The organism is Agrobacterium sp. InxBP2 (assembly GCF_026191755.1).
In the GTDB taxonomy this organism is placed as follows: Bacteria; Pseudomonadota; Alphaproteobacteria; order Rhizobiales; family Rhizobiaceae; genus Agrobacterium; species Agrobacterium pusense.
This window is the reverse complement of sequence record NZ_JAINDY010000021.1, coordinates 73,019-86,326: the sequence shown is the minus strand read 5'-3', so window position 1 is coordinate 86,326 and position 13,308 is coordinate 73,019. Positions and strand designations below refer to the sequence as shown.

Annotated in this window: 10 protein-coding genes; 2 read left to right on the top strand and 8 right to left on the bottom strand. The window is 60.7% G+C overall.

Annotation, left to right across the window (positions count from 1 at the left end):
- Positions 1-216: 216 nt before the first annotated feature.
- Positions 217-1,176 carry a galactofuranose ABC transporter, galactofuranose-binding protein YtfQ gene (gene ytfQ / locus K7A42_RS04340; protein WP_004438884.1) on the bottom strand — a complete coding sequence of 320 codons (960 nt, stop codon included), beginning with the start codon at positions 1,174-1,176 and terminating at the stop codon, positions 217-219.
- Positions 1,177-1,701: 525 nt separating this feature from the next.
- Here ytfQ and K7A42_RS04335 point away from each other — a divergent pair.
- Positions 1,702-3,513, top strand: coding sequence for an IlvD/Edd family dehydratase (locus K7A42_RS04335; protein ID WP_004438887.1), 1,812 nt, complete (start codon positions 1,702-1,704; stop codon positions 3,511-3,513).
- 179 nt (positions 3,514-3,692) lie between these two features.
- Here K7A42_RS04335 and K7A42_RS04330 read toward each other — a convergent pair whose 3' ends face one another.
- From K7A42_RS04330 to K7A42_RS04300, 7 genes are all read right to left on the bottom strand, one after another.
- Positions 3,693-3,881: a hypothetical protein gene (locus K7A42_RS04330; RefSeq protein ID WP_003506556.1), complete on the bottom strand. Its 189-nt coding sequence runs from the start codon at positions 3,879-3,881 to the stop codon at positions 3,693-3,695.
- 164 nt (positions 3,882-4,045) lie between these two features.
- On the bottom strand, positions 4,046-5,164 hold the full coding sequence (locus tag K7A42_RS04325) for a pyridoxal-phosphate-dependent aminotransferase family protein (RefSeq protein WP_282454893.1): 1,119 nt from the start codon (positions 5,162-5,164) through the stop codon (positions 4,046-4,048).
- A gap of 9 nt (positions 5,165-5,173) precedes the next feature.
- Entirely contained in the window at positions 5,174-5,953 is a 780-nt protein-coding gene (locus K7A42_RS04320; protein WP_006697255.1) for an ABC transporter ATP-binding protein, read from the bottom strand.
- A complete protein-coding gene (locus K7A42_RS04315) occupies positions 5,950-6,750 on the bottom strand; it encodes an ABC transporter ATP-binding protein (protein ID WP_282454892.1) in 801 nt (266 codons plus the stop codon). The genes K7A42_RS04320 and K7A42_RS04315 overlap by 4 nt, the downstream gene beginning before the upstream one ends.
- Positions 6,747-7,577, bottom strand: coding sequence for an ABC transporter permease (locus K7A42_RS04310; protein WP_006697257.1), 831 nt, complete (start codon positions 7,575-7,577; stop codon positions 6,747-6,749). The genes K7A42_RS04315 and K7A42_RS04310 overlap by 4 nt, the downstream gene beginning before the upstream one ends.
- The gene (locus K7A42_RS04305) at positions 7,574-8,563 is read right to left on the bottom strand and encodes an ABC transporter permease (RefSeq protein WP_077986375.1); all 990 of its coding nucleotides are present in this window, start codon (positions 8,561-8,563) and stop codon (positions 7,574-7,576) included. Before K7A42_RS04305 ends, K7A42_RS04310 begins: the two co-directional genes overlap by 4 nt.
- A 9-nt stretch (positions 8,564-8,572) precedes the next feature.
- On the bottom strand, positions 8,573-10,180 hold the full coding sequence (locus tag K7A42_RS04300; protein WP_174151555.1) for an ABC transporter substrate-binding protein: 1,608 nt from the start codon (positions 10,178-10,180) through the stop codon (positions 8,573-8,575).
- Positions 10,181-10,555: 375 nt separating this feature from the next.
- On the opposite strand from K7A42_RS04300, the gene K7A42_RS04295 reads away from it, so the two are divergent.
- Positions 10,556-13,255 (top strand): DNA translocase FtsK, encoded by a 2,700-nt coding sequence (locus tag K7A42_RS04295; RefSeq protein WP_174151554.1) that lies wholly within the window; start codon positions 10,556-10,558, stop codon positions 13,253-13,255.
- Positions 13,256-13,308: the final 53 nt, after the last annotated feature.

Sequence of the window (13,308 nt, the reverse complement as noted above, 5' to 3'; positions counted from 1 at the left end):
GTGGGCCGAAGCGTCGGATGAGGGGCAAGCTCTCCTGATATCTCTAGGCTTGCCCCCTCATCCCGCTGCCGCGGACTTCTCCCCGGACGGGGAGAAGAAACAAGTGGCATGCGCCCGCTCCATACGAGATCATTCTGCAGACTGGATCGGAGAGGTTTCGCTCTCCTCAACAGAAAGAGACGGCGCAATCCACGCGCCGTTTCTGCAAGGAATGGCTTAGTAGCCCAGGCCCTTCTTCGCCTCGTAGACCTTCATCGGGTCGTCAGACGCCGTGTAGAGCTTGGATTCGGTCTGAATCCACTTCGCCGGAGCCTTTTTGTCTTTCAGATACGCTTCGAGCGCGTCGAAGGCCGGGCCGGCCATGTCGGGCGTCAGTTCCACGGTGGCGTTGGCTTCACCGGCTGCCATGGCCTTGAAGATGTCAGGCACGGCGTCGATTGACACGACCTTGATGTCGGTTCCGGGCTTGAGACCGGCTTCCTTGATCGCCTGGATCGCGCCAACGGCCATATCGTCATTGTGGGCATAGACCGCACAGATGTCCTTGCCGCCGCCTTCCGCCTTGATGAAGCTTTCCATCACTTCCTTACCCTTGGTGCGGGTAAAGTCACCCGTCTGCGAGCGGACGATCTTGATATTGGCGTGCGAAGCGATGGCTTGCTCGAAGCCCTTCTTGCGGTTGATGGCGGGCGAGGAGCCGGTCGTGCCCTGCAATTCCACCACCTTGCAATCCTTGGAACCAACGTCCTTCACCAGCCAGTCACCGGCAACCTTGCCTTCGTGGACCTGGTCCGAGGTAACTGCGGTCAGGTAAAGATCATCGGGAGCCTCGATCTGGCGATCGAGCAGGATGACAGGGATTTTCTCTTCCTTGGCTTCCTTCAGGACAGCATCCCAGCCCGTTGCGACGACCGGTGCAATCAGGATTGCGTCGACGCCCTGCGCGATGAAGCCGCGAACGGCCTTGATCTGGTTTTCCTGCTTCTGTTGCGCGTCGGCGAACTTAAGCGTGACGCCGCGCTTCTCGGCCTGCTGTTTGGTAACGGTGGTTTCAGCCGCGCGCCAGCCGGATTCCGAACCGATCTGCGAGAAGCCGACGGTGAGCGATTTGGCGGAAACACTTGATGCAAGGCACAGCGAAACGGCGACAGTAACTGTCGCGAGAGCTTTTCTCATCTTAATCCTCCCAGAGATGATGTCAGCGTGACATGATCACTATGAGCATATAGTAATACTCTTGAAAAGCGATTTTTTAGCCTTTCCGCAATTTGGTTTCGGTGAACTGCGGTGAATATTCGCCATAAAATACGATGAATCAATGGGTTGAACGAAAGAAAGCCTCATTCTTCCGCTTGCGGAACTGGCTTGACGTGGCCTCAGAGGCGACTTGACAGAAGGTGATTGTCTCTAATAGTAATACAAATAAAGAGACTTTATAAAAGGCGGAGCGGGGAGCCGAAGAGCTAGCCGCATTCCCGCAAGGCATGGGAGGGAGAGGCCGTTGCGCGACACCGGTATCACCATAAATACCGAAAAATATTCGGCTAAATCCGAAGAACGGCTTCAGGTCACTCGTCTGGCGCTGCTCTGTCGGTTATGCGTGTTCTCCGAAAGCTGATTCCATTTTCCTTGCGCACAACATAAGCTTGTCGCATTTCGTAATATTTTACCGTTGGCCACTTCCGGCTGGAGACCTGCATCATGACTACATCCGACAAACTGCCTGCAACACAAGGCAAGCTTCGCTCGCGCGCCTGGTTCGACAACCCCGCAAATGCGGATATGACCGCGCTTTATCTCGAGCGTTACATGAACTTTGGTCTGAGCCAGGCCGAGCTTCAGTCCGACCGCCCGATCATCGGCATCGCGCAGACGGGTTCGGACCTTTCTCCTTGCAACCGTCACCATCTGGAACTGGCAAACCGCCTGCGCGAAGGTATCCGTGAAGCTGGCGGCATCGCCATCGAATTTCCGGTTCACCCGATCCAGGAAACCGGCAAGCGGCCGACCGCAGGTCTCGACCGTAACCTCGCCTATCTCGGCCTCGTGGAAGTGCTTTATGGCTATCCGCTCGACGGCGTCGTTCTGACCATCGGCTGCGACAAGACCACGCCTGCCTGTCTCATGGCGGCGGCCACCGTCAACATTCCGGCCATCGCCCTTTCCGTCGGCCCGATGCTGAACGGCTGGTTCCGCGGTGAGCGCACCGGCTCCGGCACCATCGTCTGGAAGGCGCGCGAACTGCTGGCGAAGGGTGAGATCGATTATCAGGGCTTCGTCAAGCTTGTCGCTTCCTCGGCTCCGTCGACCGGCTATTGCAACACCATGGGCACGGCGACGACCATGAATTCGCTTGCCGAAGCGCTGGGCATGCAGCTTCCCGGCTCCGCCGCCATCCCGGCGCCTTACCGTGATCGTCAGGAAGTCTCCTACCTCACCGGCTTGCGTATCGTCGAAATGGTCAAGGAAGACCTGAAGCCATCGGACATCATGACAAAGGATGCGTTCATCAACGCCATCCGCGTCAACTCGGCGATTGGCGGCTCCACCAACGCACCGATCCACCTGAACGGTCTTGCACGTCACGTCGGCGTCGAGCTGACAGTGGATGACTGGCAGACCTATGGTGAAGACGTACCGCTGCTCGTTAACCTGCAGCCGGCCGGTGAGTATCTCGGCGAGGATTATTACCATGCCGGCGGCGTTCCTGCTGTCGTCAACCAGCTGATGACCCAGGGGCTGATCATGGAAGATGCCATGACGGTCAACGGCAAGACCATCGGCGAAAACTGCCGTGGCGCGATCATCGAGGACGAAAAGGTCATTCGCCCCTATGAACAGCCGCTCAAGGAGCGCGCCGGCTTCCGCGTTCTGCGCGGTAACCTGTTCTCCTCCGCCATCATGAAGACGAGTGTGATTTCGGAAGAGTTCCGCAACCGTTACCTTTCCAACCCGAACGATCCCGAAGCTTTTGAAGGACGTGCCGTGGTGTTCGACGGTCCGGAAGACTATCATCACCGCATCGATGATCCGTCGCTGAAGATCGACGCCAACACCATCCTGTTCATGCGCGGTGCCGGCCCGATCGGTTATCCCGGCGCGGCAGAAGTCGTGAACATGCGCGCTCCGGATTATCTGCTGAAGGAAGGTGTCAACTCGCTGCCCTGCATCGGCGATGGCCGTCAGTCAGGCACTTCGGGCAGCCCGTCCATCCTCAATGCTTCCCCTGAAGCAGCAGCAGGTGGCGGCCTTGCCGTTCTGCAGACAGGCGACCGCGTCCGCATCGATGTGGGCCGCGGCAAGGCGGATATCCTGATTTCAGGAGAAGAGCTTGCCAAGCGTTATGAAGCGCTGACGGCTCAGGGCGGTTACAAGTTCCCTGACCACCAGACGCCATGGCAGGAAATCCAGCGCGGCATCGTCAGCCAGATGGAAACCGGCGCGGTCCTGGAACCTGCCGTGAAGTATCAGCGCATCGCCCAGACCAAGGGCCTGCCGCGCGACAACCACTAACAGCCATCACAAGACTATGCGGCCCCGAGGACAACCTGGGGGCCGCTTTCGTTTCTTTTAACGGTAAACTAGAAATATTGAGGTCTATGGACCGACCAACGCTATCATGCGCCCCGCGCCCCCCATCATGAGGCCACGGAGGGTCAATGTGTCGATGGCTTGGAGCGTGCGGCAGACGCTCAGATCACCGGGTAAAGCGACCAGAAAAACAGTTCATATTCCTGATCGCGATCGTCATCATGCGATTCGTCGTCGGGTCTGCGCGGTGTTTTGTCCTGAAACTCGGTCTCCACCCGCTCATTGACGACGGGCATCCTTCGGCCGATGCCAAAGAGGTCAAAGGAGAGCATGTTGAACCCTGCTACCATGGCCGTTTCCCTTCTTCACGCGAGTTAACGTAGCGTTAAGTTTCGCGCGTTGCCATGATTTCGTCAAGATTGGCGGAGGAATTTGTCTACCATTTTTAACAACAATGTCGTGAGCGGCGTTCCATCGCGAGCGGATTTTGCGCAATGAATGTTCTTCGACACCGTTAAACGCCATCCGCAGGTGCGTCTAAATAGGTTTTTTCTGCGGCTTCCAGCGCGAAATCGGTATTTGCAGCGTGGCCGAGGCTTTTCAGGGCGCCGGAGAAGGCCAGGATATTGGCTTTCACGGCATCCCGATGCGCTCTCCGACCGGTGTGATTAAGCCTGATCAACCGTTCCGCGCCGGGGCCGACGCCACCGGAAATGTCCGCGCCTTGCTTCTGGGACACAGCCGCGAGGAATGCCCTGGCTTCGAGGGTATCAGGCAGGATCGCCGTGGAGACGAGGGCGGAAGCGTGCGCCTCTTCCACCCAGGTTGGAATGCCAAGCGCCCTGAGGCCGTTTCGGGTGGCCGTCGCTGCCGTTTTGTGGCGTCGATTGGCGGATGCCAGCCCTTCTGACTCGATCCTGTCGAGGGCGGCCTCCAGCGCGTAAAACTCCAGCGGGGCGGGCGTTCCGGGCAGTGCGCCGCGACCGGCATCGAGCCAGAGTTTTTTCTGGTCCATAAGCGAGAGCATGGAGTTGTCAGGAGCGCCGTCATGCGAAAGAAGCGCCCAGGCCCTTTCGCTGACGGAAATGGCGGAAATGCCGGCCGGGCCGGCCAGCGCCTTTTGCGGGCCGATGACGGCGATATCGATACCTAAACGGTCGACGTCGAAAGCATGTCCGCCAATGGACGCGACGGCATCCACAAGGGTCACGATGCTCCGTTCCCGGGCGAGCGCGGCGATGGCGGGCAGGGGGTTGAGGATGCCGCTTGCCGATTCCGCGTGGACGATGGCGAGAAGGTCGAAATCCGGCCCTTCGTCCAGCGCCCGTTCCACTTCCTCCAGGGTGACCGGCCTTGCCGGGCTGGCGGTCAGATTGCGCACGGTCGCGCCGCCCTTTTCCAGCCAGCCGCCAAACCACGTACCATAAGGGCTGGTGACAATGTTGAGCGCTTTCAGGCCCGGTCGCGCAAGGCTGGTGGCTGCGGCTTCGAGCGCCAGCACGGCTTCCGCCTGTATCAGCAGCACGTCGTTGCTTGTGCTCATCAGCGCGGCCAGCCGGTCGGCAAGGGCAGCATAACGCTCGGCAGGAAAAGCGGGTGGGTCGAGCAGCAATGCATAATCCGGAGCGGGCATGTCTTTTCCTTACGTGGTGATGGTCAGGCGCGGTGCGGCGTCGATCAGGGTTCTGGCGGTCGAGGATTGCGGCGCCGAGACGATATTTCCTGTCGGGCCGATTTCAACGATCCTTCCTGCTTCCATGATAGCGACGCGGTGGCAGACGGCGCGAATGACCGCGAGATCATGGGAGACGAAAATACAGGAAACAGCCGTCTCGCGCTGTATTTCCACCAGCAGTTTAAGGATTTGCCGGCGAACCGAAACATCGAGCGCGGAGACGGCTTCGTCCAGGATGAGAAGTGACGGCTTGAGCGCAATCGCCCGTGCGATCGCGACGCGCTGCCTTTGGCCGCCGGAAAGCTCGAAGACCGAGCGGCCGGAATAGCTGGCGGGCAGGCCAACGCGGTCGAGAAGGCGGCGGACTTCCGCCGCACGCTCGCGTCTTGCGACTGTGCGATGAATGCGCAACGGTTCGCCGATGGCATCTTCGACGCTGGCGCGTGGATTGAAAGCGCCATGCGTATCTTGAAACACCATCTGCATGTGCTGGCGGGCGGCGCGAAGCTTGCCGCCGTCCAGTGTCAGCCAATTGTGGCCTCTGAAAAGGATCGTGCCTTCGTCGGCCGGGATCAATCGCATGAGAATGCGCGCAAGCGTGGATTTTCCGCAGCCGGAGGGACCGGCAAGTCCCAGCGTCTCACCGGGCCGAAGCGAAAAAGAGATGTCGGAGAGCGCCGCCACCCTTCTTGCGCCGGTGCGGTAGGTCTTGGACAAGCCGTCGACGGTGAGCAGGGCATCGTTCATGACGCGGCCTCGCTGACCAGCGGCGGCGTGGACAGATCGAGGTAATCGGCAAGCAGCGCACGCGTATAGTCATGGACGGGTGCGGACAGCACCCGCCTCGTCGGGCCATGTTCCACCAGCAATCCCGCGCGCAGAACGGCAATCTCGTCGGCAAGGCTGGATGCAAGGCCGATATCATGGGTGATGAAGACCAGCGTCTTGTTTTCCTGCCGCACCAGATCGTCGAGCAGCGTGGCGATGGCGGCCTGGCTAACCGTATCGAGCGCGCTCGTGGCTTCATCGGCAATCAGGATTGAAGGACTGGCTGCAATGGCGGCGGCAATCGTCACGCGTTGCCTCTGGCCGCCGGAGAGCTGGTGCGGATAGGCCCGGACGAGGTGGGAAGGGTGCGGCAGCCGAACCCGCTCCAGAAGATCGCGGGCAAGATCGCGCGCTTGCCGCCATGAGAGGCCTAGATGCCGGACAGCCCCTTCCGCCACCTGTTCGCCGATGGCGAGAACCGGATTCAGCGTTGCGCCGGTGTCCTGAAAGATCGTGCCGATATCCCGCCCTGGCAGCGGCCTGCCGTGGAACAGGCTGTCGCGACTCCACGAAATATCACCGGAAACCTTCGCATGTCCGGGAAGAAGCCCCGCAATCGCCTTGCCGAGCGTCGATTTCCCCGAGCCGCTTTCGCCGATGATCGCCAGCCTCTGGCCTTGCCGGATCGTCAGCGAGACATTCTGCAACGCCGGCGCATCTCTTGCCGCATACCAAACGCTGAGGTCGTCGATCCGGCACAGTGCATTTCCGCTCATGGCGCTCGCCTCCCTGTCGCCATCGCCTTGTTGATGCCTTCACCAAGAAGATAAACGCCGAGAACCGTAACCAGAAGGCCGATGCCGGGAATGACCGACAGAAACGCGGCCGAGCGAAGGACATTGCGTCCTTCTGCGATCATCGAACCCCAGGTAACGATATTGGGATCGCCGAGCCCTAGGAAGGATAGGGCGGCTTCGGTCAAAATGGCCGCGGCGACGATGATGGCGGCAAGCGCCATGACCGGCGGCAGGGCATTTGGCAGGATCTGCCTGAATGCGATCTCAAGCGGGTGCATGCCGATGGCGCGGGCGGACTGAACATAATCGCGCTCGCGGATGCTCAAGACCTGCGCCCGCATCAACCGCGCCGGATCCGCCCATGCGCCAAGCGCAATGGCGAGTATGACAATCGGCATGGAGGGCCCGATTGTACTGACGAAGGCGAGCGCTAGCAGGAAGTTCGGGACGATCTGGAAGGCGTCGGTGACGCGCATCAATGCTTCGTCCACAACGCCGCCGGCAAATCCGGCAATGGTGCCGATGACGGTGCCGATAATCAGCGCGGCCGTGGCGGCGCCTATGCCGACGAGCAGGGAGGCCTGCGCACCATGGGCGAGCTCGGCCAGCACGTTGCGGCCCAGCCGATCGGTGCCGAGCGGTAGGGCCGCATCCGTAAAAGGTGTAATCAGCGGTTCGCCAACGATAGCCAGCGGGTCACCTGGAAAGACGGCGGGTGCGGCAAGCGCCGTCAGGGAAAGCAGCACCAGTATGACGGTTCCCGTCATGCCTTCGAAACTGCGCAGGAGCCGGAAAGCGAAACTCATGCGCCTTGTTCCCCGCTGCCAATGCGCGGATCGAGCACGGAATGGACAATGTCGACGGAGAGGTTGACCAGGATGACAAAAACCGCGCTCGTCAGGATGATGCCCATCAACAACGGGGCGTCTCGGCCAGTGACGGCCTCCTGCGCCAGCCGACCAAAACCGGGAATGGCAAAAACGCTTTCGATGACCACGCTGCCGCCCAGCATGGTGGCCGCCTGCAGGCCAAGCACGGTGACAAGCGGCAGGGCGGCGTTGCGGGCGACGTGGCGCAGCACGATCCGTCGTTTTGAAAGCCCCTTGGACTGGGCAAAGAGCACGAAATCCAGCGGCCAGATCGCCGCCATGGCGGTGCGCATCACGCGCAGGAAAAGCGCCAGATAGATCAGCCCGAGACTGGCGACCGGCAGTACGAGATGGCGGCCGATATCCATCGCCCTCGCCATGCCGTGCTTGCCCGAAGCGATGGTTTCGATGCCGGAGGTAGGCAGCCATCTGAATTTCACCGCGAAGACGATGGCGAGCACGAGCCCAAGCCAGAAGCCGGGCGTGGCGTAAAGCGCGAGTGAGAGTGTGGAAAGCGCGCGGTCTGTCGCCCCGTCCGGACGCGCGCCCGCCACGATGCCGAGTGCTGTGCCGAGGATGAAGGCAAGCGTTGTCGCACTGCCCATCAGAAGAAGCGTGTTCGGCAGCCTTTCCAGGATCAGCCCCAGCACAGGCCGGTCGAAGGCAAGCGACCAGCCGAGATCAAGCCGCAGCACCGAACTCGCATAGAGCCAGAAACGGGCCAGCACGGAGCCGTTCAGACCATATTGTTCACGCAGCGCATCGCGCAGCCCGGCATCGCCGCCGCCGATGGAAACGAGATAGGCGTCGACCGCGTCACCCGATGCGTTTTCAAGCAGCAGGAAGGTGAAGACGAGCACGATCAGCAGCACCGGAATGGCGGTGAATGCCCTTCGCCGCAGCAATTTCGCCGCACGTCTCACGGTGTTGCCTCAGGTATCCACCGCCGTATCCGCCCAGTTGGACACCGCCCACCGAGGATTACTGGCGACATGTTTGACCGTATCGCGCGCCACAGTGATGAAACCCCACTCGGCGACGTTGATCAGCGGCAGATCGGCCGTGACCTGCTTCTGGAAGTCCTTGTAAAGCGCCGTGCGCGCGGCGGCATCCACTGTTATCGCCGCCTTGTCGATCAATTCGTCCAGCGTCTTGTTCTCGTAGCCGCCCTGATTGGAGAAGCCGACGCCGGCCGGAATGCCGGAACGGACCAGAATCGTGGTCGATATTGCGGGATCACCGCGGAACACCGGCGGGGCGATGGCGAGATCGAAGGCGTGGTCGGTGTAAACGGCCTTCTGGTGCGCCGCGGCGTCATTGTTCACCAGTTCTGCATCAATCCCGATTTCCTGAAGCGCCTGCCGCAGATAAGAACCGAACTGGCGGGTCTCATTGAAGTAGGGCGCGGGCAGAAGCTTCAGCGAAAGACGTGTTCCATTCGCACCACGCGGATAACCCGCCTCATCCAGAAGAGCGTTGGCCTTGGCGACGTCGAAATCATAGGTCTCAACGTCATTCGTGTAAAATTCCGGCGCATTCTTCGGTACGGGGCCGGTCGATGCAGTGGCGTAACCGAGAAAGACCTTGTCGATGACGAATTTCCTGTCGATGGCGTGCGCGATCGCCTTTCTGACCTTGAGATCCGCCAGTTCCTTGCGGCGATGGTTGATTTCCACCACCAGCTGATAGGTCAGTGCCTCATAGCCATCCGCAATAACCTTTATGCCGGGCTCCTTGGCGATGCGGGCGAGATCGGCTAGCGGCACGGCTGAAAACGCGGCAAGCTGGATTTCTTCGGCCTCCAGCGCAGAGGCCGCGCCGGCCCGATCGGGAAGGACGCGATAGATGATTTCCTCGAGCTGCGGCTGACCTTTGCCCCAATAGTTCGGGTTCCGCGTCAGGCGGTAATATTCGCCAGGTTTATATTCGGAAAAGACAAAAGGCCCAGTGCCCACCGGTTTGGTATTGGCCGGATTTGTGGCGATGTCGGTACCTTCATAGAGGTGTTTCGGCACGACGCTGGTAACCACCGGCAGCGCATTGCGGATGAGCTGGAACGGCGTGGGTTTGGAAAAGCGGAAAATCGCCGTGTGGTCATCAGGCGTTTCCACCGTCTGGAGATTGGCAAAGACCAGCCGCCCGAGATTTTGCAGCGGTTTCCAGACGGAAAGCGCCGAAAACGCAACGTCCGCCGAGGTGAATGGCTTGCCGTCATGCCATGTCACACCCTCGCGCAGCTTGAAGGTGGCGCTGAGCCCGTCATCGGCTCCCTGCCATTCCGTCGCAAGTCGTGGCTCCAGCCCATCGGTGCCGTTGAAGGAGGCCTCGGCCAGGGGCTCGACGATCTTGCTGGCGATGTAAAACACGCCGTTGGAGGCAACGATGGCCGGATTGAGGTTTTTCGGTTCCGAATCGGCGGCGACGATCAGTCGCCCGCCGGATTTCTCCTGTGCGACGGTAATTCCCGCCAATCCCGTGGTTGCGGCCAGCGCGAGCGAGGTCTTGAGAAGCGAGCGGCGGGAAAGCTGGACAGGCGACATGAATTTCACTCCGGAATGAGGGCGAGGCGGGCTTTTCCGCTTGGCCCGCGGCGCGCCGATCTTAAGGCTGCAACCTCGGCAGTGTCCACGTTAATTCGCGCCCTTTACAGCAATGATTTTACGTTGCGGAGAGCTTTGCGGAAACAATATGCCCCGTCTCGGAAAATTCGGTTCTCCAGTCCGCCATCAGCGGCGAATTCGCGGCGGAAAACTCGACATAACCGAATGAAACCAAGCGTTTGATATGTGTTTTGCGAGGCAGCGGATGGCGCTGCGAACCTGTGGAGCGTTTGAAAATCCGTCGGTACGACCCCGTTTGGAAAGGGGTAATTAACCTTTATTTTTTATTTCAAGGAGACCGAAATATGTACGTTTATGATGAGTGTGCACGCTGCCATGAGCTTCTCCCGATCCAGATTTCAGAATTCGTCCAATAGCGTAGGGGAGGGGAGCGAAAACGCCCGTCATGCCGGTGTCCAGACGCCTGCGGGGCAGCGGACGATCGTGACAGCTGCAGGTGCAGCGCCGCGGCAGAACGCTGACGTGATCGCAGCCGATGCCATCGAAGGCCGTGCCGAGATGCCCGGCTGGCAGAATGCCTTCGTGCTTGGCCCGAATGTCCGCTTTACCCGCACGCCGGAGAGCGTCTTTAACCGGCGTATGCCGGTGGAGACGCCGAATATCCCGGACGAGGAGGCGCCCGCTGCCTCCGTACCGGCTGCCGCAGAGCCCGAGACGGCGGTTCGCCAGGATGCGCCGGCACCCCAGCCCGCCGCGAAGCCGGCCGAGCAACGCATGGCGCCGCCGCGCATGCCGTTTCTGCCGCAGCCGCCCGACGCCCGCGGTGCTCGCGCCTTGACTTACAAATTGCGGCTGGAGCTTGCCCGTAAACAGGCGGAAGAGGCTGCCGCAGCCGTGCGGGATCCATCTTCATCGACGTCTGCCGCGCCCGATGCGGAACCCGCAGCGCCGCAGACGATTGAGCCGCAACCTGCCGCGCAGCCGGAAGCTGAGACGCAGACTTCCATTCCCGCCTTTGCCGCCCATCTGCCGGATGAGCTGTTCTGGGAAGTGATGACGCTTGATCTGCCCGGCGATGCGGCTGAAGCTCTTACCGCCGAGGTGCGGAGCGCATTTTCCGTTTCCGCGCCCGCAGCTCCGGCGCCTGTAAACACCGTTCTGACAGCGCCTTCATCCGCAGTGGCTGTCGCTCCCGTCTCGCCCGCAGCCGCCCCGGTTGTCCTTTCGACCGAGCCACCTGTCGTCACCGTACCCGGTGGCTCCGCCATCCGGCTCTATCGGGAAATTGGCGTACGGCAGGCATTCATTCCAGCCGCCGGCGTGGCTGCCGAACAGGAGTTCGCGTCGCAGCCGATAGCGGAAGCTGCCATGGCTGTCGCGCCGCAGCAGCTTGCAGAGCAGATTCAGCCGGTCGAAAGGATCGTTGCCGAGCCGCGTTTTACGCCGCGAGCGCCTATCCCGTCTTCTCAGCCCATGTTCCGTGAAGCACCTGTCTTCGCCGATGGGGAATATGAGTATCCTTCGATTGACCTCCTGCAGGAAGCCCGCGTCCAGCAGACCACGACCATGACACCGGAAGCCCTGGAACAGAGCGCCGGTCTACTCGAAAGCGTGCTGGAGGATTTCGGCATCAAGGGTGAGATCATCGATGTCCGTCCTGGTCCTGTCGTCACGCTCTATGAATTCGAGCCCGCCCCTGGCGTCAAGTCCTCGCGTGTCATCGGTCTCTCTGACGATATCGCGCGCTCCATGTCGGCGCTCTCGGCTCGCGTTGCCGTCGTGCCCGGCCGCAATGTCATCGGCATCGAGCTGCCGAACCCGGTGCGCGAGACGGTTTACCTGCGCGAACTGATCGAGGCGCAGGATTACGCCGAGACACGCCAGAAGCTTGCCCTTTGCCTCGGCAAGACCATCGGCGGCGAACCGGTTATCGCCGAACTTGCGAAGATGCCGCACCTTCTGGTCGCTGGCACGACCGGTTCGGGCAAGTCCGTCGCCATCAACACCATGATCCTGTCGCTGCTCTACCGCCTGAAGCCGGAAGAATGCCGCCTGATCATGGTCGACCCGAAGATGCTCGAGCTCTCGGTCTATGACGGTATTCCGCATCTCCTGACGCCTGTCGTCACCGATCCGAAAAAGGCGGTGATGGCGTTAAAGTGGGCGGTGCGCGAAATGGAAGACCGCTACCGCAAGATGTCGCGTCTCGGCGTGCGCAATATTGATGGTTACAATGCCAGGGCCGCTGCTGCCCGTGCCAAGGGCGAGACGGTGTTCTGCAATGTGCAGACAGGCTTCGATCGCGCCACTGGCGAAGCGGTCTATGAACAGGAGGAAATGGACCTGACGGCGATGCCTTATATCGTTGTCATCGTCGATGAAATGGCCGACCTGATGATGGTCGCCGGCAAGGAGATCGAAGGTGCGATCCAGCGTCTGGCGCAGATGGCGCGCGCCGCCGGCATCCATCTCATCATGGCAACCCAGCGTCCCTCGGTCGATGTCATCACGGGCACTATCAAGGCCAATTTCCCGACCCGCATCTCCTTCCAGGTCACCTCGAAGATCGACAGCCGCACCATTCTTGGTGAGCAGGGGGCGGAGCATCTGCTCGGCCAGGGCGACATGCTGCACATGATGGGCGGTGGCCGCATCGCCCGTGTTCACGGCCCCTTCGTGTCCGACGAGGAAGTTGAAAAGGTCGTGGCGCATCTGAAGACGCAGGGTCGTCCGGAATATCTGGGCACGGTCACGGAAGATGCCGAGGAAGCGGAAGAAGAGGCGGAAGAGGATACGGCTGTCTTCGACAAGACCTCGATGGGCGACGACGACAGCGATGACCTCTATGAAAAGGCCGTCAAAATCGTGATGCGCGACAAGAAGTGCTCGACCTCCTATATCCAGCGCCGCCTTTCGGTGGGCTATAACCGCGCCGCCTCGCTGGTGGAGCGAATGGAGCAGGAAGGCATTGTCGGACCTGCCAACCATGTCGGCAAGCGCGCCATCATCGCCGGCGAGCGCGACTCTTACGATACGATAGGCTCCGACGACTGATCATCGCGTCACCAAATGAACGAAGGGAGATGTTGCAACAACATCTCCCTTTT

Excerpts from the sequence above, each read along its gene's own strand:
- ytfQ (WP_004438884.1), bottom strand. The coding sequence starts at position 1,176 with ATGAGAAAAGCTCTCGCGACAGTTACTGTCGCCGTTTCGCTGTGCCTT.
- K7A42_RS04335 (WP_004438887.1), top strand. The coding sequence starts at position 1,702 with ATGACTACATCCGACAAACTGCCTGCAACACAAGGCAAGCTTCGCTCG.
- K7A42_RS04330 (WP_003506556.1), bottom strand. The coding sequence starts at position 3,881 with ATGGTAGCAGGGTTCAACATGCTCTCCTTTGACCTCTTTGGCATCGGC.
- K7A42_RS04325 (WP_282454893.1), bottom strand. The coding sequence starts at position 5,164 with ATGCCCGCTCCGGATTATGCATTGCTGCTCGACCCACCCGCTTTTCCT.
- K7A42_RS04320 (WP_006697255.1), bottom strand. The coding sequence starts at position 5,953 with ATGAACGATGCCCTGCTCACCGTCGACGGCTTGTCCAAGACCTACCGC.
- K7A42_RS04315 (WP_282454892.1), bottom strand. The coding sequence starts at position 6,750 with ATGAGCGGAAATGCACTGTGCCGGATCGACGACCTCAGCGTTTGGTAT.
- K7A42_RS04310 (WP_006697257.1), bottom strand. The coding sequence starts at position 7,577 with ATGAGTTTCGCTTTCCGGCTCCTGCGCAGTTTCGAAGGCATGACGGGA.
- K7A42_RS04300 (WP_174151555.1), bottom strand. The coding sequence starts at position 10,180 with ATGTCGCCTGTCCAGCTTTCCCGCCGCTCGCTTCTCAAGACCTCGCTC.
- K7A42_RS04295 (WP_174151554.1), top strand. The coding sequence starts at position 10,556 with ATGATGAGTGTGCACGCTGCCATGAGCTTCTCCCGATCCAGATTTCAG.